Origin of the sequence: Pseudoalteromonas luteoviolacea H33-S (genome assembly GCF_001625695.1) — a bacterium.
Classification (GTDB): Bacteria; Pseudomonadota; Gammaproteobacteria; order Enterobacterales; family Alteromonadaceae; genus Pseudoalteromonas; species Pseudoalteromonas luteoviolacea_B.
In genome coordinates, this window is the sequence record NZ_AUXY01000086.1 from 13466 (window position 1) to 36768 (window position 23303).

The 23303-nt window shown below is 40.7% G+C and carries 22 protein-coding genes; 9 read left to right on the top strand and 13 right to left on the bottom strand.

The window, feature by feature from the left end; genetic code table 11:
* Nucleotides 1-12: 12 nt before the first annotated feature.
* Both N477_RS17005 and N477_RS17010 read right to left on the bottom strand, forming a co-directional pair.
* Nucleotides 13-729, bottom strand: coding sequence for an SIMPL domain-containing protein (locus N477_RS17005; RefSeq protein ID WP_063363263.1), 717 nt, complete (start codon nt 727-729; stop codon nt 13-15).
* A 107-nt stretch (nt 730-836) separates the two neighbouring features.
* A complete protein-coding gene (locus N477_RS17010) occupies nt 837-2033 on the bottom strand; it encodes a serine hydrolase domain-containing protein (protein ID WP_196760645.1) in 1197 nt (398 codons plus the stop codon).
* A gap of 113 nt (nt 2034-2146) precedes the next feature.
* On the opposite strand from N477_RS17010, the gene N477_RS17015 reads away from it, so the two are divergent.
* The gene (locus tag N477_RS17015; RefSeq protein ID WP_063363265.1) at nt 2147-3133 is read left to right on the top strand and encodes a helix-turn-helix domain-containing protein; all 987 of its coding nucleotides are present in this window, start codon (nt 2147-2149) and stop codon (nt 3131-3133) included.
* Nucleotides 3134-3421: 288 nt separating this feature from the next.
* Nucleotides 3422-3853 carry a GNAT family N-acetyltransferase gene (locus tag N477_RS17020; protein ID WP_063363266.1) on the top strand — a complete coding sequence of 144 codons (432 nt, stop codon included), beginning with the start codon at nt 3422-3424 and terminating at the stop codon, nt 3851-3853.
* Nucleotides 3854-3866: 13 nt separating this feature from the next.
* Here the strand turns inward: N477_RS17020 and yiaA are convergent, their stop codons facing one another.
* From yiaA to N477_RS17035, 3 genes are read right to left on the bottom strand one after another with little or no spacing between them, the layout of a single operon-like run.
* Nucleotides 3867-4322 carry an inner membrane protein YiaA gene (yiaA, locus tag N477_RS17025; RefSeq protein ID WP_063363267.1) on the bottom strand — a complete coding sequence of 152 codons (456 nt, stop codon included), beginning with the start codon at nt 4320-4322 and terminating at the stop codon, nt 3867-3869.
* A 2-nt stretch (nt 4323-4324) separates the two neighbouring features.
* The gene (locus N477_RS17030) at nt 4325-5134 is read right to left on the bottom strand and encodes a DUF2145 domain-containing protein (RefSeq protein WP_063363268.1); all 810 of its coding nucleotides are present in this window, start codon (nt 5132-5134) and stop codon (nt 4325-4327) included.
* A 10-nt stretch (nt 5135-5144) separates the two neighbouring features.
* Complete coding sequence (locus N477_RS17035; RefSeq protein ID WP_063363269.1) at nt 5145-5462, bottom strand: hypothetical protein; 318 nt, start codon at nt 5460-5462, stop codon at nt 5145-5147.
* A gap of 114 nt (nt 5463-5576) precedes the next feature.
* On the opposite strand from N477_RS17035, the gene N477_RS17040 reads away from it, so the two are divergent.
* From N477_RS17040 to N477_RS17055, 4 genes are all read left to right on the top strand, one after another.
* Nucleotides 5577-6347, top strand: a complete 771-nt coding sequence (locus tag N477_RS17040; RefSeq protein WP_063363270.1) for a helix-turn-helix domain-containing protein — start codon at nt 5577-5579, stop codon at nt 6345-6347.
* A gap of 250 nt (nt 6348-6597) precedes the next feature.
* Entirely contained in the window at nt 6598-7641 is a 1044-nt protein-coding gene (locus N477_RS17045; RefSeq protein WP_063363271.1) for a GGDEF domain-containing protein, read from the top strand.
* A gap of 291 nt (nt 7642-7932) precedes the next feature.
* Nucleotides 7933-9000, top strand: a complete 1068-nt coding sequence (locus tag N477_RS17050) for a hypothetical protein (RefSeq protein ID WP_063363272.1) — start codon at nt 7933-7935, stop codon at nt 8998-9000.
* A 5-nt stretch (nt 9001-9005) separates the two neighbouring features.
* Nucleotides 9006-10073 (top strand): hypothetical protein, encoded by a 1068-nt coding sequence (locus tag N477_RS17055; RefSeq protein WP_063363273.1) that lies wholly within the window; start codon nt 9006-9008, stop codon nt 10071-10073.
* A gap of 13 nt (nt 10074-10086) precedes the next feature.
* Here the strand turns inward: N477_RS17055 and N477_RS17060 are convergent, their stop codons facing one another.
* The 3 genes from N477_RS17060 to N477_RS17070 form a co-directional block, all read right to left on the bottom strand.
* A complete protein-coding gene (locus N477_RS17060) occupies nt 10087-12039 on the bottom strand; it encodes a methyl-accepting chemotaxis protein (RefSeq protein WP_063363274.1) in 1953 nt (650 codons plus the stop codon).
* Nucleotides 12040-12167: 128 nt separating this feature from the next.
* Nucleotides 12168-12710, bottom strand: a complete 543-nt coding sequence (locus tag N477_RS17065) for a GNAT family N-acetyltransferase (RefSeq protein ID WP_063363275.1) — start codon at nt 12708-12710, stop codon at nt 12168-12170.
* Nucleotides 12679-13887, bottom strand: coding sequence for an MFS transporter (locus N477_RS17070; protein WP_231098141.1), 1209 nt, complete (start codon nt 13885-13887; stop codon nt 12679-12681). Before N477_RS17070 ends, N477_RS17065 begins: the two co-directional genes overlap by 32 nt.
* 104 nt (nt 13888-13991) lie before the next feature.
* On the opposite strand from N477_RS17070, the gene N477_RS17075 reads away from it, so the two are divergent.
* Entirely contained in the window at nt 13992-14888 is an 897-nt protein-coding gene (locus N477_RS17075; protein WP_063363276.1) for a LysR family transcriptional regulator, read from the top strand.
* On the opposite strand, the gene N477_RS17080 is transcribed toward N477_RS17075, so the two are convergent.
* Together N477_RS17080 and N477_RS17085 are read right to left on the bottom strand one after the other, a co-directional pair.
* Nucleotides 14871-15476, bottom strand: coding sequence for a hypothetical protein (locus N477_RS17080; RefSeq protein WP_063363277.1), 606 nt, complete (start codon nt 15474-15476; stop codon nt 14871-14873). The two genes, N477_RS17075 and N477_RS17080, sit on opposite strands and share 18 nt — an antisense overlap.
* Nucleotides 15477-15643: 167 nt before the next feature.
* Nucleotides 15644-18469, bottom strand: a complete 2826-nt coding sequence (locus N477_RS17085) for a hypothetical protein (RefSeq protein ID WP_155731943.1) — start codon at nt 18467-18469, stop codon at nt 15644-15646.
* 540 nt (nt 18470-19009) lie between these two features.
* Between N477_RS17085 and N477_RS17090 the strand changes: the two genes are divergently transcribed.
* Complete coding sequence (locus N477_RS17090) at nt 19010-19756, top strand: hypothetical protein (protein ID WP_155731944.1); 747 nt, start codon at nt 19010-19012, stop codon at nt 19754-19756.
* On the top strand, nt 19757-20101 hold the full coding sequence (locus N477_RS17095) for a hypothetical protein (RefSeq protein WP_063363280.1): 345 nt from the start codon (nt 19757-19759) through the stop codon (nt 20099-20101). It begins immediately after the preceding gene.
* A 365-nt stretch (nt 20102-20466) separates the two neighbouring features.
* Here the strand turns inward: N477_RS17095 and N477_RS17100 are convergent, their stop codons facing one another.
* Genes N477_RS17100 through N477_RS17110 form a run of 3 tightly spaced genes read right to left on the bottom strand, consistent with a single transcriptional unit; the run spans nt 20467 to nt 23294 of the window.
* Entirely contained in the window at nt 20467-22050 is a 1584-nt protein-coding gene (locus tag N477_RS17100) for a hypothetical protein (protein ID WP_063363281.1), read from the bottom strand.
* On the bottom strand, nt 22047-23009 hold the full coding sequence (locus N477_RS17105; protein ID WP_063363282.1) for a hypothetical protein: 963 nt from the start codon (nt 23007-23009) through the stop codon (nt 22047-22049). Before N477_RS17105 ends, N477_RS17100 begins: the two co-directional genes overlap by 4 nt.
* A gap of 36 nt (nt 23010-23045) precedes the next feature.
* Entirely contained in the window at nt 23046-23294 is a 249-nt protein-coding gene (locus N477_RS17110; RefSeq protein WP_046357147.1) for a hypothetical protein, read from the bottom strand.
* Nucleotides 23295-23303: the final 9 nt, after the last annotated feature.

Here is a 23303-nt window from a genome sequence, read left to right on the forward strand (position 1 = left end):
CCTCTATACTGTTTATTCTATTTCTAAATCAAACACTGCATTCACTGATGCAGAAAATGTAATGGTTGCTTGTAAGTATCGACCAGTAGATAAATAAGCACTGTCAATCTGCGAGCCAGTCACCTCTATGCGCTCAATACCGTATTGGTATCTAGAGCCATGAGCGTTGGGGTCGATACTGTAGATTTGACCGAGCTTTACGCCAAAAGCTTCGGCATATATATTGGCTTTATCCATTGCGTTGCGTACAGCTTGCATGGTCGCTTCTTGTCGGAATTGAGATGATTTTGAAGATCTGAATTTGATGTCGTCTATTGTGTCGATTTTTACACTCAGAGCGAAATTGAGGAAATCATTAAGCTTATTTATGTTGGTTAGCGTGACAGTGATTGAGCGAGTGGCGATATAACCTGACTCTACTGGGTTGTCCTCATCATCATAAATAATATTAGGCTCAGTTAATAAACTAGACGCTGAGACATGTTCATCTTTAATATCAAATGTACCCAACCCCTCTAATAAAGCATTGACCCGTTTATCTAGCGCTTGCTTTGCCGCCAAAGCATTACTTTTCATGACCTCAACTTCAAAAGAAATATCAGCAAGGTCGGGCTTTGCTTCAACTGTTGCAGAGCCTTGTATACTTACATGTCTATTGTCGGGCAGTGGCGAATTGGCATACACGGACATGGCGCAAAAGGAGGTAAGTGTAAAATAAATGGCTTTCATAGTGGTTCCATTATTATTATTATTTTGATATCAAATTAGCATGCTTTAAAAGCAAAGGTAATGATATTAATCTACTTTTGTAGCTACCTCCCTTAACTAGTAAGCCCTTATAACAATGATTTATATAATCCTTTGATTAAGTTCTGTTGCCGTTTACCGCAGAGGCTTTTGTCGTATTTATTTGGGGTATGAAAAGATTCAGTCACATAAGCAAAAGCAAGTTGTGATTTGGGGTCGGCAAACCCAATAGAGCCGCCCATACCCATATGACCAAATGCCTCTACGTTGGGCCCCATTGGGCAAAAGTCCGGGGAGTTGAGCATCATACCAGCGCCCATGCGCCATTGCTTTTGGGTTGTCAGCTCTTGCCCTGCAAAACTCAATTGCGTCATTGTTTTAACCTGTGACAGTGGTAGAAGTGTTTTGCCTGTTAAAGTCCCGCCATTTGCTAAGAACGCATACATTTTTGCGAGCCCAAAGGCTGAAGCATGGCCAGATACCGCGGGAATCTCACTATTATGCCAAGCCGATGAGTTTGGGTGATAGTGTTCACTACACGGTCTAAAATACTGGTATTTCCAATAAGGAATATAAGGCAACCAACGGGACATTATTTTTAGCCCAAAACGAGAAAAGGCTGGGCTTGGTTTTATATCCCGATGCGGATGGTTTTCTTGTCTTTTTAATGCGCAATCAATTTCAAACGGCTGTGCTATTTCTTGATCGAAATATGTGCTTGGCACGCGGCCATCAACGCGGCGCAATACCTCACCTAAAATATGACCGTATGTAAGGGCATGATATACGAGCTTTTGTCCTGCAAGAAAGATAGGAACGGCTGATTCAAGATTGCTAATTGATGCTTGCCAATCAAATATATCATGGGGTTTTCCCGTAGAGTGGCAAGGTAATCCCGCGCTGTGATTGAGCACAGAGGCAATGGTGATATGTGCTTTATTGTGTTTTGCAAACTCGGGCCAGTAACGACAAATAGGGGCATCTAATTCGATTTGCCGATTTGCAGCTAATTTGTGGATGCAGATAGCCAGCATTGCTTTTGAGCAAGACATTACACTGACTCTGTGATTTGCTTGCCATGGTGAGGTTTGTTTGTTGTTGCCATATAAGTTAACCACTAATTGTCCGTTGTGATAAACACAGATCGCCGCACCAGTTTCATGGTGTCGTGTAAAGTTATCTACAAAAGCATCCTTGAGGGGCTTAAATCGGTCTAAAACTGTACCTTTAATTTCTGGTGTCTGGCTATCGTCATGGTTATTAACTGAAGTAAAATTGTTCATCATGTATGGCTTGTGATTGTAAGTGCGTGTTGTATTGAACGCATATTTTTGTCTATATCGCAGAGTAAGCAGAGCGCGATAAGGAGTTATTTTGTCACTGAATGGAGTTTTGAATAGTGCCCACTGAACAAGTAGAGAATAGCGCGTTTTCAACAAGCGAATGGACATTACAATCACAGCCAGTATTAGAGAGTGAGAGCAGGTGGTCAAAAGGTTCGGATTATTGTATCGCTTTGCCTGAAAAGCTTGGTAAAGGAGCGAGTTTTGGATTTAATTATAATGACGATAGTGCATTGCAAATCAATGAACTGAACTTTAACCAAAAGACAAAATTCACAGCTGATAGCACTAAACTCTGTGGCACATTTTTTGTTTTAGAAGGACGAGTGAGCATTACAACCCCTGCCACAGGCAATGTAATGATCCCAAAAGATCATCTGTGTTTATTTTTTATTGAACAATCAGCTTGTACATTTGAATATAGTGCTGGTAAAAATAAAGTGATGAGCTTCACTATGAGTCACGGGCTGATGTCATCGTTGATAGCACAATATCAATCAGCGAATTCTGTATCATCTTTAATCGAAAAAAACTTCATCTGTTTACCAATCAATGCGGCAATAAAAAGTATGCTAAATCAAGTTTATGATTGCCAATTACCCGCTAAAAGTATGAAACTATTAGTGCAAGCTAAAATGATGGAGTTGATGACTGAATTGCTGGAGTACAACCAAATCTATCACAATAGTTTGGCCACCATTAAAGAAACTGACTTAAAAGCGATTTATCAAGCTGCAAAATATTTGGAGACCAATATGCAGTCTCCTCCGAGTATTGTTGAGTTGGCTAAAATCGTGGGTGTGAATGACTATAAGCTGAAGCAGCAATTTAAAACGGTGTTTAGCAGTGCGCCATTTGCGTATTTGACAGAGCTTCGCCTGAATCGTGCCGCTAGTTTATTGGCGCGCACAGAATTATCTATTATGCAGGTGGCTCAAGAGGTTGGTTACAAGCACGCAGGGCATTTTGCGAAAAACTTTAAGCTAAAGTTTGGTCGTACACCAAAGGCTTACAAAACATGGATAAGCTCAAAAAATACATGACATGGTTTTGGTTTGTTTGTTATTTGAGCGCTTAGAAATATTATTTAATTTTTTTGATCCAAATAAATGGCTGCTGCGTTTATACATGTGAAGGGTTTCTGATGTGTCACACATCCTTGGAGTCGCCCCTTCACCATGTCATGATAACGCGCACTTCGGTGCGCGTTAGTCTTTTCTAAGTACAGTCATTATCAAAATCATACTCTGTCAGGTTATTGTTGCGTTATCGATAGAAAGTCCTGTATAAACATCGAGTTTAGCAACTTTACAAAAAATAAGAAGAATAAAATGTGTACAAGGATAACGTTATTGTTCGCAGATTCTAAGGAGCTACAACAAGTAGCGACTTGGTACTATGAACAATGGGAGAGTAAGCGAGCGAATAACAGTGTGTCAGACGTCATTACAAAACTCTCAAGCACTGAGCAGCGACTTGGGTTTACTGTGCATTTTAATGAGCAGTTGGCAGGCGCTGCCGAGATTAAATTCATGAATGGACGCTGTTGGCTAGATGGCGTCTACGTGGATGGTCGCTTACGTGGCAAAGGGTTGGCAGAAGAATTGGTTAATTTTGCCAAGCAACAAGCTACAGAACGTGGTTGGTCATCATTAAATTTGAAATGCGATCCTGATCTCATAGCCTTATATAAAAAGTATGGCTTTGTCGTTTTTGACACTCGCGATGGCAAATCCATGATGACCTGCAAATTAATGCCCTGATTATACTTGGTTTTTAATCTGTTTCTTGCTGCGCACACGCTAGCGATTCTTCAGTAGGCTGTGAGTGTGCGAGAGCGGCTTGATCCCTGATATTCTTTTGGACAGCGACGGCAGCATACAGGCTCATTAAATATGCGAGTCCGTAAAACCCTTTTTCACTGAGCAACAAGTCTGCGTTATACAAGCCAATCAACAAGAGGAGGATAGCACTGCCTGTCGATATTAAGCTTAGCGCATGGTAAATATCTGAAGTTTTTAAATGCTCTTGTTTATCTCGAATGCTTTTTTGTAATGAAACCGCTGAAAACAGTCCATATAAGAGAATAACCAAGTAATAACCTTTTTCATTCAATTGCATAGAGGCGTTAAATAAGCCTATACAGTATGTGATTACACCCGTGGCTAATACGGTTAAAGATGCAAGATTAAATGCTTTGCTCGGTGCTTTTGTTGGGGTTATGTTGTCCATTATTAAATCTCTCCTCGTTTGTGCACTGGTGTATCAGGTGTCAATATCGCCGAGTGGGCCAGCAACCCGTATTGCTTGAGGTAGTTACGAATGCTGGTAAAAGTTGCAACTTGTACATCCCCGCTGTGGTCTTTTCTATAAATGTCATCTTTAAATACAGAGCCAAAGAACAGCTTAAAGCGACTAACTGATAGAGGTTGTGCCTGAAAATAGGCTTGTGTGTTTGCTTTTAGCTGCGCCATATCTGTGGTTTTATACATCGCAGCGTTGATGACATTAAGGGTATGCTCTGTACAGTTTTGTCTTCTGTTGTTGTATGGGTTAGCAATCAGCGAGTATTTCGGATTATGAACTTGCTTAGCCACGCCATTATTAATTGCTTCAAGTAATTGTCTTTGAACGTTCAATGTGGGGATGGCTATCCCTGCTTTTAAGTCTTTTACCGACCAAAAAAAGTCAGTTGGATAGTCAACAATCAGCTGGCTTTTCGCTGGGTCATCTGTTTTCTGATAAAGGTTGTGTATGGCATATCCGAGCTTTTTTTCACCATTTTGCATTGTGATATTAGAATACACAGCGATTGCCGCATGGGTGAATTCAATGCCCTTTGGCAAGTCCTCACTCGGTTGTCCTACCCTTGCGATAATGAATGCATATGCTTGGTGCGCAGCACCATAATGTTCAACTTTTTTAGCAAACTGAATGATATCAGCTGGGTTATAGCTTGGCTCTGACGATTGCTCACTCCCTGCTAAGACAAGCATACTTTGCATAAGCAGAATTAAATAGGAAATGCATTTTAACTTATTCATGTCTTCCACCTTATTGGGTGTGTGAAGGAGGAGGCCCTGCAACGACAATGTCGTTACTAATCGCTAATGGCTCATGATTTGTTGATTGAGGCGCTGTCTCTGTCGCACCGATACTGAGTGCATTGGTATTTTGTATTACAGCATTTGAAATGGCGACAGGCACTGCCTCTATGGCATTTGAAACTGTGATCCCCACGATCACACTGCCTGCAGCACTGTATACGCTTGCTTTTGATATGTCCTTTGATGCGTAACTTGTGGGCGAAACAAGCAGAGCGATTGTTGCTGAGCTAAGTAAGGCTGTTTGCAATAACTTTTGAACTAACATTTGAAAACTCCATATTTCGTTGTGTTGCTGTTAAGCTAGCAGACTGGACGGAGTTGTATACATAATAATACCGTGTATTAATACAAGATACTTTAAGTATCAAATTTTAATACTATGAGCCAGATCCCACTCGTTTCAAATACGATAAAAATGCTATTAAAGCAGCGCAAACTCACTTATAAGGATGTTGCTACACATTTTGGTCAAAGTGAGGCAACAATAAAGCGAATGTTCTCTAATGACTTATTTTCGTTACAAAAACTTGAGAGTATTTGTGAGTTGCTAGAGCTTACTTTGTGTGATTTGTTTTCTCTGTCGCAATCTCAGCAATCACAGATCAGCCAGTTGAGCGTCCAACAAGAACAAGAACTCATGGACAATCCAAAGCTATTCTTAGTAGCAGTTTGTGTCAGAGACGGTTGGGAGTTCGAAGATATTGTTTCGCGCTATCAAATTGAAGCACTAGAGTGTATTCGCTTACTAGCGCATCTAGATCGCTTAAAAATGATTCAGTTGTTACCAAATAACAGATATAAATTGCTGATAGCACAGGATTTTAGCTGGATCCCAGGCGGGCCATTAGAGTCGTACATCGAACAACAAGTATTAGGTAAATTTTTACAGGGTGAATTTAGCCAAGAAGATAGTTATCGTTTTTACTTAAGAGGTAGCTATAGCGATGCGACAATCGCGACCATAAAACGTCGATTGCAGCAACTCACCAAAGAAGTTGCGCAGCTTAATGAACAAGATATTAAACTGCCGTTGAGTAAACGCAGAGGGGTTGGCCTTTTGCTCGCTATGCGGCCTTGGCAACTGGGGCAATTTAAAAACATGCTGAGGGAATCAGCTGGACCCAATAATGGAACTAATGGTCGTAATTAAGTTGAAAAAAACGCAATTAATAAATACCTTGTAGGGGTACTTTAGGGGAGGGTACCTAGATAAATTATTCTTAATCCTTGAATTAGACTTAATTCGTATGCATTTGCTACATAGTTAGTCGTTGTTATTAGAGTGTTAAATTCATGATTGATTAATTTTTTCTAATTATTTAGTATTGTATTTCTTGGCTCTCAAAGCAGAACAAAAATTAATAAAAATACCACGTGAACCGTGGATTGATGGGTCTTACATGGAACAAAATAGCTCTTTCGCTCAATCAGCAACTTGTCTCAAGCAAGCTGTCCCTTTTATGGTTAAGTATCAGATCCCGTTATCGCCGATGAACTATGCGATATGGTACTGCTATGTGTTAGGTAAAGAGCCTGAACTGAATCAAAAACTCGATGAAATTTTAATGGAACATGGAACGTGTCCGCCTGAAAACGCAAAAGCGCTGTTTGATGAGTTTTTAAGTGAGCAGGATCTTGCTCTTTTCCATGAAATGTCCGATCTGGTAAAAGGCACTCTCAATACCGTTGAACAAGAAATCAGTAATACGCTTAACTGCTCGGAAGAGTTTTCAGCCGTATTATCTGAATGTCATGTCGGGTTGCATCAGCTAAAAAAGCAAAATTTGGGGACTGGTCCTGAGATTTACGATGGGGTACTGAGCTATGTCTCTAAGCTAACCCAAGAATCTATCGTGATGCAGCACAACGCGCTGTGCTTTCAAAAAAAGCTGGAAGTTGCATATAGTGAAATCAAGCAACTTCAAGAAACGTTGACCGATGCCCAAACCAAAGCAAGTACAGATAAGCTCACAGGACTGCTAAATCGAGGTAAATTTGACGACGACATTATTAAGTTTTGTGATGATCCGAGTCAGTTTCAAAAAGTCCTTATTTTTATTGATATAGACCATTTTAAGCAATTTAACGATGAGTTCGGCCATCAGCGTGGTGATGATGTGTTGCGAAAAGTTGCACAAAAGCTTCAGTCACACAGTGAAGGGCAAGGTGCAGCTTATCGTTACGGGGGGGAGGAGTTTTGCATTTTAATTTCTTTTTCCAGTATCAGTGAGGCCGTTGGCTTTTCTAATCGTATTCGCGAAGATATTGCAAAGCTGTCTATAAAAGACAAAGAAACTTGTGAAGTGCTCAAACATATCAGTGCCAGCTTTGGCATTGCACTTTACGGTAAAGAAATGACTTGGCATAGCTTAGTTGAATGTGCTGATAAGGCATTGTACCTCGCAAAATCTCATGGACGAAACAGAGTTGAAGTAGCAGGTTAGCTAGTTCACATACCTTCCAATTCAGTAGTTCTTGTTCGATAAGGGCTGCTGTCTACATATATTTACAATTTGATAATTTAATCCATTTTTAACTTAAACATCACGTTTGTTTCAATTTTAAACACTAATATTTATGGCTTAAAGGTCGATGAAGTGTCCCTTTTTTGATCTTTAAAGTTAAATTTCTGAAACCAAATTGCGTCATTAATTTGATTTTTGAGTTTTTACTTGCAATTATTTTGTAGCTAAACACGAAGTCGTTGGTGTGTTTACTTTATTAATATAATAAAAATGGAGCGTACGTCAGTGAAGTCAATCAAGCAAATGTTAGTGAGTGGTTTTGTACTCACGTTGATGGGAACAAGCATCAATGTAAGTGCTAAAGCATATAAAACGGTATTAGTACATGGGTTTCAATCGCAGCAGCTATCTGCCATTGATCCGACAAAGGTAGAAAGTGATGGTCAAGCTTACTGGGCAGACTATTGGGGAGCACTTGCCGATGAGCGTATTGATTGGCCATCATACGAGCGAATTGAAGGTAAAATTGCAAGCGACTATTTGTGGCCTAAACTACGCACCATGTCTGAGCAAGGTGTATGTCAGCCAGGCTGTGTCTTTTTAACGCACTCAACAGGTGACTTAGTTACACGTTATATCATTGATAACCAAGCAAACTGGTTAGAAAATGCGGGTCTTGAACCACTTAACATCGTTGCGACTTTTGATGTTGCTGGTGCTGGTGGCGGTAGCGAACTTGCAGATCTGGCAGTCAGTGCGGCAAATGGACTGGCAAATCCGGTTATAGAGGCAGCGGTTAGAGCTTGGTTAGGTCGTTCAGTGGGTCAAACGCTAGGTGTATTACATGACTTGAAAGTAAATAATGCACGTCAACTGGCGACTTTCCCAAGTGATCGAACACCAAGACTGAGATTTGTAGCCGATGGCGATCTTTATTTTAATGCCACAAAACTATTTTTACCGGGGATCGACGACAGCGTTGTCGCAGCGCATTCTGCCTGTGGTGCAAACCAAGCTGGTGCTTTTGACAGCTGTAGCGTTAGTGTTGGGATGGACGGTAAGCTGGAAAGCCAAGATGGCGTAAGAAACTTCTGGCCATATCACTATCCAATGTTAATGAGTGATAACTATGATCACTTTTCGGTTATCGTAAATCAGTCAAAAGGCAAAGTAACAACGGCCAATTCATCGATTCAGCTTGCACCAAATAAGCAAGTGGCTTTCTCAACGTATGAAGAAGAGAAGGGCTTCTGGATTTGGAAGAAGAAGTATAGATATGTAAGACAGTCAGATAATAACAGCATGTCAGCATTGTTATTTGCTGCTATGCCTGAGTAATTGCGATGAATAAAAAGGTCGTAATTGTAATAAGTGCCCTTGCGGCACTTATTATTTTGTATGTATTTATGCCTGATGACACAGTGCAACCAGCCTTAGTGCAAATACAAAAAGCCAATAAGCAGGTGGTTGTTGAAAAAGCGTCTGATGAGACGATTGAGCCTGAAACTGAAGTGGCTGCAAGTGCCGTAGATATGTCGCCTTTTCAGCTAACAAGTACTCAAAAAGCTGCAAAAGTGATAGCGAACAACTACCGTGAAACGTTACGTTATGCGCCTTATTCCCAGCCATTAACGGTGAATGATGTTGATCGTTTAGAGCCAAATCGGTTCATCCCTTTGACGGTTCCAACCTCAGATATGTCAGGCACGATTTCACTCTCATTAAACAAATATCGCTTTATTTACCCTGAACCCATAAAACTGGTGTTAAAAGGTGACGCGGTAACGCGCGCCAAAGTTATTGTGAGCATTGTAGATGAGCAAAAGATCTTGCTTGAGAAGTCGCTAGCTGTTTCTGAGGCCGGTGCAATGATTGAACTCGCAGGTAAGGAAAGTTTTTCTGGCGATTTGCAATTGAAAGTGGTGGCTGATGTCGCTGGAGATCCCATTGTAATTGTTGCGCAGGCAAAGTATGAGCAGCCTAGTGCAAAGTTGATTGGCTTGAAGCATACAGAAGTAAATGGCAGTGACTTGATAATGACATTATCGATGGATGTTGAGGACGCAGGCATTTATCGCGTTCGAGCAAATTTATATGATGGCGCACAGCCTTTAGCGCACCTTGTTGCCAAGTCTAAGTTGTCGTCTGGTCGACAAGAGCTGCAATTAAAGGCGCACCAATCGGTACTACCGGATAAAAGTTCAGACCTAAGGCTCATGACATTTGTTGTAGAGCGTATGTCCTCAGTGCCTGGTGAGCGGACTCGGTTTGGTGAAAGTGAAGTGACCGAAATTCCCTTGATAGACGTCGATTTATCTGAGCTATCAAGAGATCCCTACAGCCCAACAACCAATGAGCGCGCAAGCTTAGAGTTTTTAGAAGGCATGGCGAGTCAGAAAAATCTTCAATAGCGCATTACTGACTTTAATCAGTGTTGAATCGGCCAACAAGCTCATTGAGATTGTTGGCAAATATCACTAGTTGTTTAGCGCCATCATATAAGGTGTCAGCTGACTGGCTTACCTGTTTAATTGATTGGTTAACCCCTTCTATTTGCGTTCGACTATCACTGGCATAGGCACCTTGCTGCTCAGCTTGCTCAGATATATTCGCAATGATTGGTTTCACACGTGAAATTGAGTTTGCAATATCTTCAAAAGCTTGATGAGCTTGCTCCGATTGCTCAATAGCCGATTTAGACTCCTCAACGCTGAGGGTCATATGGCGTGATACTGAGCGAGTTTGCTCAGTGAGCTTGGTCAATACCTTTTCAATATCCTTGGTGGCGTCATGGGAGCGTTGAGCAAGAGTACGCACTTCATCTGCAACCACCGCAAATCCACGTCCTTGCTCACCAGCTCTAGCAGCTTCGATAGCGGCATTGAGTGCCAGTAAGTTGGTTTGCTCGGCAATGGTTCTAATAACTTCTAATATGTTCGTGATATTGTTGCTTTGATCTTCTAGTTCGCTCATTGCTTTTGCTGAGCTGCCAAGTGAGTCATTCAAAGTGGCCACTTGTTGCACTGTGCTTTGTATTAATGTATTACCATGTTGGGCATGGGCATCTGTATTAGAGATTTCGCTTAGCGCTTGCGTGCAGTTATCATTGACGGTCATCGCCATATTTTCCATTGAGTGGGTGTGTTCAGCGGTTTGCTCAGATGTGCTAGCTTGATGATGACATTGACCCCTTATTTCATCGATACTACCGTGAGACTGTTGGGCTTGGTTGTTTAAATTGCTGGCATTACTTTTTATGTCTATGACGAGTGCATTGATTGAGTTTAAAAACTGATTAAACCAAGCTGCTAGCTCACTTATTTCATCATTGCCAATAACTTGCAGTCTTTTTGATAAATTGCCTTCCCCTTGCGCAATTTCTTTTAATCCTTCTGAGACCATTTCTATGGGATAGACAATTTTATTGGCAAGTACGATAGCGATGACAACAAATAATACCAGCATAATGATGGCGATAACGCTAATGTTGTAAGACATGGTATAGGCAGAGGATAAGATTTCATCTTCATCCATTAACGCGATAAAAGTCCAATTAAGTGTGTTTGAATGGTAGAGTTTGGCCATCAACTTGTTAGTACCATTATCAATTTCAATTAAGGCATCTTTGGGGCCGTTTTTAATAGCTTGATATTTGGGGGCGGTTAATTCAGCGATATTTTTAAAGTTATTATCTGGTTGCTTAGGATCAGCCAAGATAGTGCCACTCCCATCCAGTAGCATTAAATAGCCGGTTTCTCCGAGTTGAATATTACTGACAATATCGGTCAAAGTGGCCAGCGTGACATCAAGAGACTGAACGCCAACCAGGGTGTTATCTCGCTTAATGGCTGTTGCAATGGAGACCATGGCTTGACCTGTTACGCCTTGATAAGGGTCCGTAATGACCACGTCATTAGCTGACTTTGTGACTTCTTGATACCAAGGGCGTTTACGTGGGTCGTAGCCGCCAAGTGGCTCTGCTGGGTATTGTATGAAACCGCCTTGAGTTGTGCCTAAATAAACAAATAGCAATTCTGGGTGCGTCACGCCAAAGCTTTTAAATAGCTCAAAAATCTCAGCTTCATTACTGCCGGAGGTTTCAGGTGTCATCATTTTTTCAGCACCGAAGTAGGTTGTCGTATCATCTCCTACTAGGGTGACAGCCTGACTTTGTGCCAAAAATCGAGCGTTGTTTTTCATTTGGTCAAAAAACAGCACAAAGGTGTTTTCTACCTGACGTATTTCACTGTCAGAGGATGCGGTAAATCGAGTCAGAGATTCTTCTTTGGTGCGCGTAATACTCATAATTGATATTGCTAATATTGGTATTATCACTGTCAGTACAAAACTACTAATCAGCTTTTGGCGCATTCTCATAACTCACTCCTACATCAATGCTTTTAAACAGTATAGTTGCAGAATGACGTCTTGGTTAGGCGAGCTTATATATAAATTTTAGAAGGTGTTTGTTGCTTATAATGAGATACTTTAGCTCGCCAACATCCTTATAATGATCGGCTTAGGTGCTCTTTTTTTAAAATTGAATACAGGTAGCTATCAGCAAACCCTGAATCAAGTGGCATATGCTCGCGAAGATGTCCTTCTTTTTGCATCCCAAGCTTTTCCATAAGTTGCCAAGAAGCGGTATTTGCTGTGGCGCAAATCGCAGTAATTTTATTGAGCGTAAAACGTTCAAATAATTGCGAAATGAGAGCACTAGCAGCTTCATATGCATAGCCTTTTCTTTGTTGAGTAGGACTTAGACGGTAACCAATCTCACCGATTTGACGATCCACATGGGTAAACTTAAACAGCATCTCGCCAATAAATTCACCAGAAACTTTATGCTCAATGGCTAATAAAAGCTTTTGACCATCGATGTTTTTCCAAGGTTGGCTCGCTTCTTCGATACGCTTTTGTACATCTTCAATTGTGGCTGGTTTTCCGATGTACTTTGATGTCTCAAGATCTCTGCGGGATTGATAAACCGCATGCAAGTCTGAGTTATTTAATGGTCTAATTCTGAGTCTTGGTGTTTCGAATTGCATTGGACGTTCCTTGAATGCTGTGGTTAGGATTTTTGGCTTTGGCCAAGTTTTTTGCTGCAAAGATAACAATCACAGAAGTTGCAGCAATGATGATTGAGATAGAATCAGGGCCTGTGATCACATACTGATTTGCTAACCATGCAATAATAGAAAAAATTAACAACTCAGTCGCCCCAACCAGCGCATTGGCTGTACTAGAACGAGACTTGTGAAAGTGGCCAACATAGTACATGTAGATTGGAAAGAATCCGCCAAAAATGAAGAGAATCGCGCCATATGCAAGGGTGACCGCGTAAACTGAGTCATGAAAAAACCAAAATGTCAGTGCGCTTAATGGTAGGGCTGGCCATAAATAGACGACGACTTTTAAATGACCAATTTGCTTTTGCATTATTTTCGCAAGGGATGAACCGACAAGTAAGCCGCCCATACAGACTGTCATGGCTTGACCAATTTGTTCAGTGGTAAAATTAAATTGATTACGCAATAAAAACGGAAAATAAAGCTGGATGGTCAAATATAAAAATGTAGGCGCCCATTTAAGCACCGCCATTGAAGCAAAATAACGGCTGAGAAAGATGTCTTGATATTGCTTTACAAGTGCCGAAGGGCGCAGTGACATAGCGCTAGATTGCTCTGTGGGAAATACCGCTAAACCAAAGATCATAACGAACCCATAATAAGCGATCAGCGCATATGACATTCCCTGCCAAGAAAAGTGTTCAGCAAGGGTACCTGCACACAATGGGGTGATAATTGCCACAATACTGGCTGAAATCGCCAAGTTGCCCATAGCGCTATTAAGTTTACTGCCGTTAAATGTGGCATATAAAATTGCGCGGCTAACAAGCACTGGGGCTGCACTACCAATACCTTGCAATATACGCCCGATCAAAAATGTATTGGGGCTTTCAGCAACAGCACACAGTAAAGTGCCCATAATCAAAATAACCTGCCCACCGATAAAAATTGGTCGACTACCATATTTGTCACACAGCGGCCCTGCGATCAGCTGAGACGCGCCTAAAGAGAGAAAAAAGCTAATGATGATTGCTTGGCTTGCACCTTCTGTAAGCGCTAAATTTTGCGTAATGTCAGGTAAGACAGGCATAAATATTTGACTCGCCAGCTGAGAGCAAGACAATAAAAAAGCAGCCAATGCAATATACGGATTCAAGATATGCACTCTTCAGGGTTTTACAATGATGCGTACTATATCGCGCTTTTAATGTCCTAAAAATAAGGTAATAATTAAAAGACTTTTTCTTACTAGGAATTAATATGGATTGGTTAAGTGCTGTTCGTAGTTTTGTGGTGTTGTCAGATATGGGCAGTTTTACAAAAGCCGCGGACGTGATAGGGGTGTCGGCTTCTGCAATGAGTAAGCGCATTGATTGGTTAGAAAAACAGTTAGGCCAGACTTTGTTTGTGCGCACAACCCGCAAAGTGAGCCTAAATGAAAATGGATTGCGATTTTTATCGTACGCGAGAAATTGGGTTGGCCAATTTGATGACATGCTTGAGCAAGCACAAGGCAGTGAGTTGGAGCCTCAGGGCACTTTAAAAATAGCCACAACTCAGGCGATTGGCAGTAGTTTATTGATGCCAATCATTGAGACATTTTTGCAAAAATATAAAGATTTAACCATTCACTTAAATATACTGACGCCTGGCTCACCGCCTGATCTTGAGCATGACCTCGTTATCACGAGTTACTATGAAGAGTTTGACTCTATGGCACACAAAGGTATTCGCCTTGCCGATTATCAAATGACGTTATTTGGTGCACCGAGTTACCTTTCTCAATGTGCGCAAATTAACTCCATTGAAGATCTTGCCCCACATAAAATGCTGCTAAGTAATTATTATCAAAAGAAAGGTGGGATCATTTTAGAAGATGGCAGTTTATTTGACTTCAGCCATTATAATTTTGTCTCTGATCATTTAGACGCGCTGATGAAAGCCGCTATTCAAGGAATGGGGCTCATTTTTATCTCACCGCAGTATGTGGCACGGGAGTTAACAGAAGGTGTTTTGATCCCTGTACTACCTAACTTGAAATCTGAGGTAAAGCAGCTTTGGGCTTATTACCCGAATACGCGCTTTACCCCATATAAAACTAAGCTATTTATCGAAGAGCTTGAATTGAGCCTTACTCAATTAAAAACGGTAATTTAGCCCCGCACTTAACTGAAATTGGTTTAAGACATCGCCATCGAAGTGCCAGATACAATTGTCTTGTGTTTGCGGATCATCATCGCAGATAACATGAGATGTATTTTTCACAATCGTGGCCATCCATCTTAATTCAGTATAGGCATGAAATCCTGCGCCAATATTATAATCAAGGCCGGTAAATAGACCTGATGCAAAAAAGTCATCGGCCTCAGCAAAGTTTGGTGTAACACGGTTTACGCCAATATGGGCACCCACATAGCTAGATAAGTTATCGTAGATTGGGATCTCAATCGCACTTTGAAATAGCAAGTATTCCATATCGACCTTCGCAACCTCATTGTCTGCAAACTCTGTTTCATTAAAGCTATAAAAGAAGCCATAGCGCGTATTATTGACTACTCTGTCGGCGGAAACGCCAAAATGGCTGCTGTCCTCAAGATCAACTTTAAATTCTTTGGTTGTTTGTAAGTCATGATTCGTTGAGTAACCGCCAAATGCAGATATCGCAAAACCGGTGTCTGCTGCGTGAGTAAAGTGACTTGCACTGAATAAGCCTAGAGTCGTAATGATGCCAAATAGTGTTTTCATACATAATCCTTTTTGCGAAGTTAGCACTATTTTGGCATAAATTTTTGTATGAAGGGAGAGAATTAAAAATAAACAAGTATGTGTAATTTAGGTTGCAGCTAGCGAATTAACAGATAGCTGCAACCTGTAATGGTTTAAGTTAATAAAATAGAACGTTGTACATCAAATTACTTATTAGTTCGCTCCATTGTCGACTCAGCAACAGGGCTGCCAAGTAAGTCAGTGTGAATAAAAATGACTTGCTTTGTTTTTGGTTCTTTTAAGATATTAAAGTCGAGCTCTATCGTGTTACTCCATGGGTAACACTGATTATTAATATCACACGCTCTTGCTTTTACAGCTACAATCCCAGTCTCTTGAGTGGTAATTGTCTGTGACTGTTGTGAAAGTTGAGGAGATACGTGATAAGGAAGCCAGATAAGTGGTTCTGATCTTGAAGCGCACTCTTGGCCACAGTGCGCGGTCATAACCTCCAAATATGCTAGTGAGGGTTCCATAAGCTTACACCAGCTAAACTCTGCTTTAGAGTTTGTTTTTGATAGCTTAGGAATTGTAGTGCAACCTGGTTGAATGTAGTCAATCACAAGTTTCGTTTTTGCACTACAATCACCATTGATCGTACATGCTTCAACAAATAACGTGTGTGCACTTAACTCACTGAATGTGTACTGCCATTGTTGCTTTTGTAGATTGCGAGGGGCATCTCCTAGGGGCACAACTTGATTGTATTTATCAAGGGTATACAAGTTATACCTTAATGAATCAATGAACGCTTTAGAGTAGTGAGATGGCATTTGCCATTGCAACGTGGCGGTGTCTCCGAGGCTCCAATACTTACCTATTTCTGTTGAGAATTCGAATTGAATAGGGGGTTGTAATATTAAAAAGTCATCATCTACGACATGTACAGCGAGCGTTTTTGAATCATATGTTGCGCAGCCACCTTGTTTTGTACAGGTGCGAATAGCAAAAAGATAAACGCCTGAATGTGCAAATGTATAATCAAACTGTGTGTAAGGGTAATCGGTTTTCAGTGGCACAAAGCTGCTTGATTGTGCTCCTTCAGTATTCGCCAGTAAAGAGATATTAAATGTAACCTCCTGAGAAAAAGAAGTATTCATTGTCCAAGATAGCGTCAACGAACTTCCTTTTAATACAACTAGTTGGTCAGAATCTTCACCTCCCCATGCAAATATCGGAGAGACTTCAATATGTTCAGGAGCTGGGGGCGGGCCTTGTTCAACATTAAATGACAACTGACTTTTAGGTCCACAGATTGTATTGCGTGTACAAGCTTGCATCTCCATGTGATAGAGCCCAGGTTCTGTCAGCAGATATTTGTTCAGTACATGATGGTTATCATGCTGTTGCCCAGAAATTAAGATTGGTTTCAATGGCTCAGTGGTATTCGGTAGCGTTAAATATAACTTGTACGTAAGCTGAGTTTCACTGGGCATGCCTTGTATAGTCGGTTTGCTCCACTGAACAGATGCGCGGCCATGTGTTTTTATAGCGCTTGAGATAGATAAGTTTCTTACTTCCCCTACATTTGGAGTGACAATAGTTGGTGTTGTTGGCAGATGCACGTTAACTGACTTAACTGCCATACTGCCAAGTTGCTGAAAGTAGCTATAGGGAGTGACGGCAAATGTATAAGTACCACTTTGACTTACGGGCAGTACAGTTTCATTTTTGGCAAATACAACTTCATCACGCCAACGCTTTGCCCAGACATATCCTGGAGGGATAAGTCGAGTGGTGCTCTGTCCATTTATGGTCTGGAAAATGGTGTAACCAAAAGCACCAGGTATCGTGGGCCATTTGAGCTGAATTGTTTGGGATGTCGCGTCATATCTTGTCTGTATTTGCTGAGGGTCAATAGAGTTTAACTGATACAAAATTGATGATGTATCATAAAAATATCCACTTGTCGGGCAGCCAACGATCCCTTCACAGCGCAGTCTAAACTGATATCTATTTGCGGGTAAAAATGAAATATCATACACCTGTCGTGTACTCATACCGCCATAGTAAAATGTTTGCCACGTGTTTTGACCGTAAGGACTATATTCTATGTGGTACTGATGATGTTCATCACCAAAGGGAGTCCACCCCATTTCGATATTTTGACCTAAGTTGACAGCGGACACCGAAAATGTAGGTTGGGCTTGGGCCAATGCGGCACCTTCATAAAGTTGAATATCATCCAGCTGAATCTCAGCATGCTCACCTAATAGGCGTACTTCGAATGAAATATATCGCGTCCGCTTGGTGCTATCTAGCCAAAGTGATTCCCTGAAATTAATCACTTTATCGCCAGCCTCTGAAATAACCAATTCACTGCCTTTAACTCGATGATTACTGTTGTAATAGGCAATTGGCGTTATACTGACTTTACTATTGGGTGATAAATGGCTAACTCGTAATTTACCTGTTATTGAGATGCCACTTAAATATTCACCTCCAAGGTCTCCAAACACACCGTGCCAGCCATAAATGTGGTTATAATGAGCAAACCCCCAGTCTTTTATATTTAAGTTTAAGTAATTCGGTTCTTCACTGTTTATGGGGGTGAGCGTTCTGACCGTGATGTCACCAAATTTTTCATCCATATTGAGAATAGTATAGCCATTTTCAAAGCCTGACTGTGCAATCAGTGGCTTTAGGCTGGCAATGTTTATCTTTATTGGAGATGATGTTTTATATTTTCCACATTGATTTTCAAAGCACTCTTTAACACGGTAAATAAGCTGTTTATTGATATCATTAGGTATATAAAAGTGTGCATCATTATCAAGAAGCAAAGATGTTGTATCTTGCTCATGTTGACTACCTACCTGAGCATTAATACCGTTATAGTGCTCTTTTAAATGATTAGGTGTATTAACAAATGCTCTGTGAGGCACAATTGGAAGCCAAGTCGTGCCTCCATCATCACTTTGCTCTAGTAAGTATTTGCTATCGTTAGATAGGCTTTCCCAACTAATGTGCATAATTTGTGTGTCATAGTCGTAACTTGCATGTAGGTAATTGGGCGTGTTAACAACTAAAATCTCTTTCTCAAAGACACTAGTGTTCGTGCATTTTATAGGCTCGTCACATATTAAACTAACGGTATACTTCCCTGAAGTTAGTTCCAATTTTTGTTTGAAATACAGATTGTTTCCTGAATAGAGAGTTTGAGATTGAAGGCTATTATTGTTTCTAATTATCAGGCTATACTCATTATTTTCATTTTCATCATGCCACCGAATATCTAATTCTCCGTTGTGTATTATTTCATCAGTAAGGATTTTTGATTCAGATACATTATTAGTTAAGTAATATGAAATAACAGGCGTGTTTTTTATATTTGCTAAAATGTTGAATGGTGCTGCTATTAGTGCTGTGAAAATAAGGAACCTATAAATCATATTTTCTTTTTTAATCCCTACTTGAAATAGTGCCTAGCTAGGAGGTGCTGTATTATCTTTTGTTATTATGGCATTATTGCGGTGGTTTTAATATTTAAAATGTGAATTCGGATGAAAATAATGAGAAGTTTTTTATGTCTACTGTTTTCTATATTCAGTATACATGTATTTTCAGCTGCGCAAATTATTCAGTTGAATGTGAGTGACAATAATGTACGTTTTGCTATAGATGAAGAGAAAACGCATACCCTTCCTAGTTGTGCTCACGCATCGAAGCGTAATGAATATAGTTTTTCGTTAAATAATGAGCAAGGCCGGGCGATGTACTCTATGTTGATCACCGCATTGGCTGGGGAATTACCGATTAGTGTTGAAAGTGCCAATGACTGCCTTGCAATTGTTAATGTAGAACGAGCAAAGGGCGTATCGGTGGCGGTAAAGCCGGCACTCTCAGATGGCTATAAGGGGGTGAGTATGCTTTATAAGGGAGATGGCATAACCAAAATCGGACGCATAGAAGGCTTTGCCAGTGATGATAGATACTTGTATATCGCTCCGCTTTCAGAGGGGCAAGATTTTTCTATGTACTATAGGCGGGATGTGTACACAGACCTAGTTTATTTTCTGGAAGAAAACTGCCTAGGTGCTGGCTATGTAAGTACTAAACACAAGTATGCATCTTTCCCATTTTATCAAGATAGAGCGATGTTTACGCCGAATAAAGAGAGCCTCAAAAGGCGTCAAGTGAAGTCTCACGCAACGAGAGCAGGGTGTACCAACATTTCTTTTTTAAAAGATGTATATGAGTTGACACCTGCGGTTCACCCTGTATGTGGCAGTAAGCATTGCATCATTCGAGATGAATAAATGAAGACAATTTATCAACAAACTGTATTTGGTATACTGGTGATATTCAATCTATTTGCCTCAACGAGCGTACAGGCGAAAGGGGTAATCACAGATATTGAAGTAAAATCGGGTATCGCTTATTTTCAGCTTTCTACATTGAAAAATTCAGTTGCTACCTGTGTCAGCGAAGATCATAAACAATTGTGGTCAGTGGATGTGACTGCAAACTCTAATCAAGGTACATATTTGATGCTGCTCAGTGCGGTTAATAGTGCACTGACGTTGGAGGTTACCTCAGCACAAGATTGCCGATTAGCTCCAGGTATTGAAAGGGTAAAGTCTATCACGGTAGTGACACCGTAATTGGTTAAGAAAATTGCACTATTAAATAGTCACTGTTATACAAGATGGTGTTACACAACCTTTCTAATAAGTGAGGGGTTTGTGTGCCAAGTGTTAATAATGTGAGTTTTGTTCTTGTTTCTCTATGTTTGGTGAAGTGATATAAATACTTCCCATAGGGGGGAAATCGTGATGAAGGGGATATCAAACTTTGAGAGAAACTATAAATCCACTTTGCACTTTGGGAGCCTAGTCTCACTGCAGTGAACATTAATAAACGTTATCATTGCTCGCTTGTGAATGCATTCATGCGAAGTGCAAAGTCGGGATTAGACTAAAGTGTGAAAAATCATATCTGAATTGGTTAATCACACTTTGGTGGGCGTTTAGTTTATTGTATTTTGTGGTGCACAATATTTATCTTGGTTTTTCCAGTGCGCATCGTCAAAAATAAACATAAAGTCAGATGTGCGCAGACCAAAAACCGCCTTTTTTAAGCTGGTATCACATTTGACTGCAATGCCGCCTTTGGCATGACAATTCATGCATGAAGAGCTGTTATAAATTGGCTTTTTTTGGCCTTCAACTTGTTCATTGCCTATTTGCAAGAAGGTTTCCAGCACCTCATTGGTTAAGTAAACAGGGTGTGGGTGATTGCCCGAATAATTCTCGAGTTCCACTTGTTTAGAGGTGCTTACTTTGCCGGTATTATCGGTAAGTGGTTCACTTCTGTCTGTTGTGAACTGAGTGCCAATCAATTGATAAAACTGTAAAACGGAGTTTTCAGCTGTCAGCGCTTCAACGACATGTTCATTCACTTGTCTTGTGATAGGGCTAATGGCGTCAATACGGGTAACTTGCGTTTTCGATTGTCCGTTATCAGCATTGTTCACAGGGCAAGTTGGGCAGTTTCTATCATAGAATGAGGGCGTTAACCCATCGATATTACTCTTATGTGAAAAGGTCGAATAAACCCAATTTTTTGAGCTGCCCGTTTTTTGAATAATGTGAAACCCAACAACGCCCATATATTTATTCGTGACAGTGTAAGGGCTACTTTGGCCGGATACAAAATCCTTATACTCTCTGACAGGCAATAATCGGGTGATGTATTTGCTTTTATCATCACCAGACTCGAGTACTTTCCAAGCCACTTTGATTTCAATGGCCATACCTGGCGTAGTGGAAGACCAGTCAAATTGTGTGAGGTCTTGTATTTTATCACATTGTGTTTGAGACGGATCTTTACATGCCAAAAAGCCAATGGTATTTACTGTTATACAAGCATCATTGTCGATGTCGTTGTCATTTTTACATGCCCAAGCACGCTTATTGGCATAGTCAATTTGACCATCCAAGTTATAGAATGATTTCTTTTTAATAAACTCGAATAGGTAAGGGCTGACAAATTTTTGGTAGTAAACGGGGTTATTGGATTGATCGATTAAAATTGCATCTTTGTATGGCATGTGCGGTGGGGCAACCTGTTCAACTAACCTAAGTGGCTCGATGAGCGATGCGTTGTTGTTAAACTGCCAGTCGACAGGCGTTGCACCTTGTTCAAGAAAAATTGTGTCGGTTTCTCGCCAATTTAACCAAACAGGGTTGCCACAATTGGCGTCTTTATCGCAGCGACCCAAGTTATTCTGTGTTATCTCGTAATGATTATTTACCTCCCTGTTCAGCGCAATGAACTGTAGCCATGAAAACAAGTTGTAGCGATTGGTGAGGTAATCTATTTTTGCTTGATAGTCGCTGCCTGACGAGGATATTGGCTTTAAATCTTCGCACACATTTTTGTTATATGCGTCTAGAGGGTAGTACTCAAGTTGTGTCATCCCTTTGGGCAGCAATGGCACATCATCCACCTTGCACTTGTCTGTTGCTAGCCAATCCGGGTACGTTGCATAGGTTGCATCTGTAGCTTGGGCACCAAAAGCCATCGCCATTGCGAGATAGATTGCTCTCATTGTAAAAATCTCCTTTTTTGGAATGGACTTGAATGTAAATAGGATTTCAAGTTGACGGTAGAATCCTCAAATAAAGAGAACTTATTATAAAAAATACAATCATGATTTTTTGCATCTAGCCAAGTTTGTAGCTCAGCTAAACTTTGGTATTCATCCTGGGCGTGGCATATGTCTGACACAAAGTCGATAAACGGTTTATCGATGTAATTGTTATCATGTGATGTGATCCACGGTAGCTCAATTTCAAGTTTGCTAGATAAGTTGTCATCAAAAGAGATGCTAATCTGCGTTTTTGGGGTGATGCCTTTTACAAAATCGAGCAGTTGAACCAATTTGTCATGATCCCCTTCCCAATCTAAGTCACTCAGCAGGGGTAAAATAGATGTTGTGTCACAGGTTAAGACAAATTTTGTTTTCAATTTCTCTCGAGCAAACGTAAACCCAATGTGGTTGAGTTTTGCCTTACCCAAACAGTCCAAGACACGTTGTGCCGTTGCTAAATGGCTCGGCACAAGGCGGGTGACGAGATCCGTTGTCAGTGATGATAATTTCTGTTTATCGTTGTACTTTTCATTTTGTGTGCTGACATAAAAAGTCGGGATACTGGGGTAGTGCGTGCTATTCCAATCAAAGCTAAACCAAACTAGATTGATAGGCCTGTATTCAGGGTTAATCCTTCTTTGCTCTATGAACTTGATTATTTCACTTGCATATTGGTCGTGTGTAAGCTGCGAAACATAGTTTTCGAGTTGTTCCAAATCAGCTGGGGCACAGCTGTATGCCAGTAAAATATCGCAAGGACGGTGTTTTATATTCGAGCGGTATTCGTAGCATATGCCTTTAGTATTTTGAGGAACAACCTCGATGAGACTTTGGGCCAGTGCAGGCTGATTTCTGTTTATAAGTGAAGAGAATGACTGATCTAAGCACGTATGTAGTTGTAATGTCGTATATCGCATAGTATTGGCGGGTAAATAATTACCCGCCTCCCATCATTACCAAACGGTCTTGATGTCGTGATCAACTTCAGTTCTTAGCTCTTCGGCATATTGTTCCCATAAGCTGTCAGTAAGGCCCGTCTCGTTAGAAATTTTAGTGATGAGTTCTTGCTGAGTTGGCGTTAACGCAAAGTCAGTCATTACACCATCTAAGTCAGACTGTGCCTGTGCTTTTACAGACTCCGTGTTTGCCACATGATAAGTAAAAGAAAGTAGACCCGTAGGGTACGTTGCTGCGTCAGACATAATTATCTC

Bases quoted from the DNA above. Each gene is read 5' to 3' on its own strand.
- N477_RS17005 (WP_063363263.1), bottom strand. From the start codon at position 729: ATGAAAGCCATTTATTTTACACTTACCTCCTTTTGCGCCATGTCCGTG.
- N477_RS17010 (WP_196760645.1), bottom strand. From the start codon at position 2,033: ATGATGAACAATTTTACTTCAGTTAATAACCATGACGATAGCCAGACA.
- N477_RS17020 (WP_063363266.1), top strand. From the start codon at position 3,422: ATGTGTACAAGGATAACGTTATTGTTCGCAGATTCTAAGGAGCTACAA.
- yiaA (WP_063363267.1), bottom strand. From the start codon at position 4,322: ATGGACAACATAACCCCAACAAAAGCACCGAGCAAAGCATTTAATCTT.
- N477_RS17030 (WP_063363268.1), bottom strand. From the start codon at position 5,134: ATGAATAAGTTAAAATGCATTTCCTATTTAATTCTGCTTATGCAAAGT.
- N477_RS17035 (WP_063363269.1), bottom strand. From the start codon at position 5,462: ATGTTAGTTCAAAAGTTATTGCAAACAGCCTTACTTAGCTCAGCAACA.
- N477_RS17040 (WP_063363270.1), top strand. From the start codon at position 5,577: ATGAGCCAGATCCCACTCGTTTCAAATACGATAAAAATGCTATTAAAG.
- N477_RS17045 (WP_063363271.1), top strand. From the start codon at position 6,598: ATGGAACAAAATAGCTCTTTCGCTCAATCAGCAACTTGTCTCAAGCAA.
- N477_RS17050 (WP_063363272.1), top strand. From the start codon at position 7,933: ATGGAGCGTACGTCAGTGAAGTCAATCAAGCAAATGTTAGTGAGTGGT.
- N477_RS17055 (WP_063363273.1), top strand. From the start codon at position 9,006: ATGAATAAAAAGGTCGTAATTGTAATAAGTGCCCTTGCGGCACTTATT.
- N477_RS17060 (WP_063363274.1), bottom strand. From the start codon at position 12,039: ATGAGAATGCGCCAAAAGCTGATTAGTAGTTTTGTACTGACAGTGATA.
- N477_RS17065 (WP_063363275.1), bottom strand. From the start codon at position 12,710: ATGCAATTCGAAACACCAAGACTCAGAATTAGACCATTAAATAACTCA.
- N477_RS17075 (WP_063363276.1), top strand. From the start codon at position 13,992: ATGGATTGGTTAAGTGCTGTTCGTAGTTTTGTGGTGTTGTCAGATATG.
- N477_RS17080 (WP_063363277.1), bottom strand. From the start codon at position 15,476: ATGAAAACACTATTTGGCATCATTACGACTCTAGGCTTATTCAGTGCA.
- N477_RS17085 (WP_155731943.1), bottom strand. From the start codon at position 18,469: ATGCACATTAGTTGGGAAAGCCTATCTAACGATAGCAAATACTTACTA.
- N477_RS17090 (WP_155731944.1), top strand. From the start codon at position 19,010: ATGAGAAGTTTTTTATGTCTACTGTTTTCTATATTCAGTATACATGTA.
- N477_RS17095 (WP_063363280.1), top strand. From the start codon at position 19,757: ATGAAGACAATTTATCAACAAACTGTATTTGGTATACTGGTGATATTC.
- N477_RS17100 (WP_063363281.1), bottom strand. From the start codon at position 22,050: ATGAGAGCAATCTATCTCGCAATGGCGATGGCTTTTGGTGCCCAAGCT.
- N477_RS17105 (WP_063363282.1), bottom strand. From the start codon at position 23,009: ATGCGATATACGACATTACAACTACATACGTGCTTAGATCAGTCATTC.
- N477_RS17110 (WP_046357147.1), bottom strand. From the start codon at position 23,294: ATGTCTGACGCAGCAACGTACCCTACGGGTCTACTTTCTTTTACTTAT.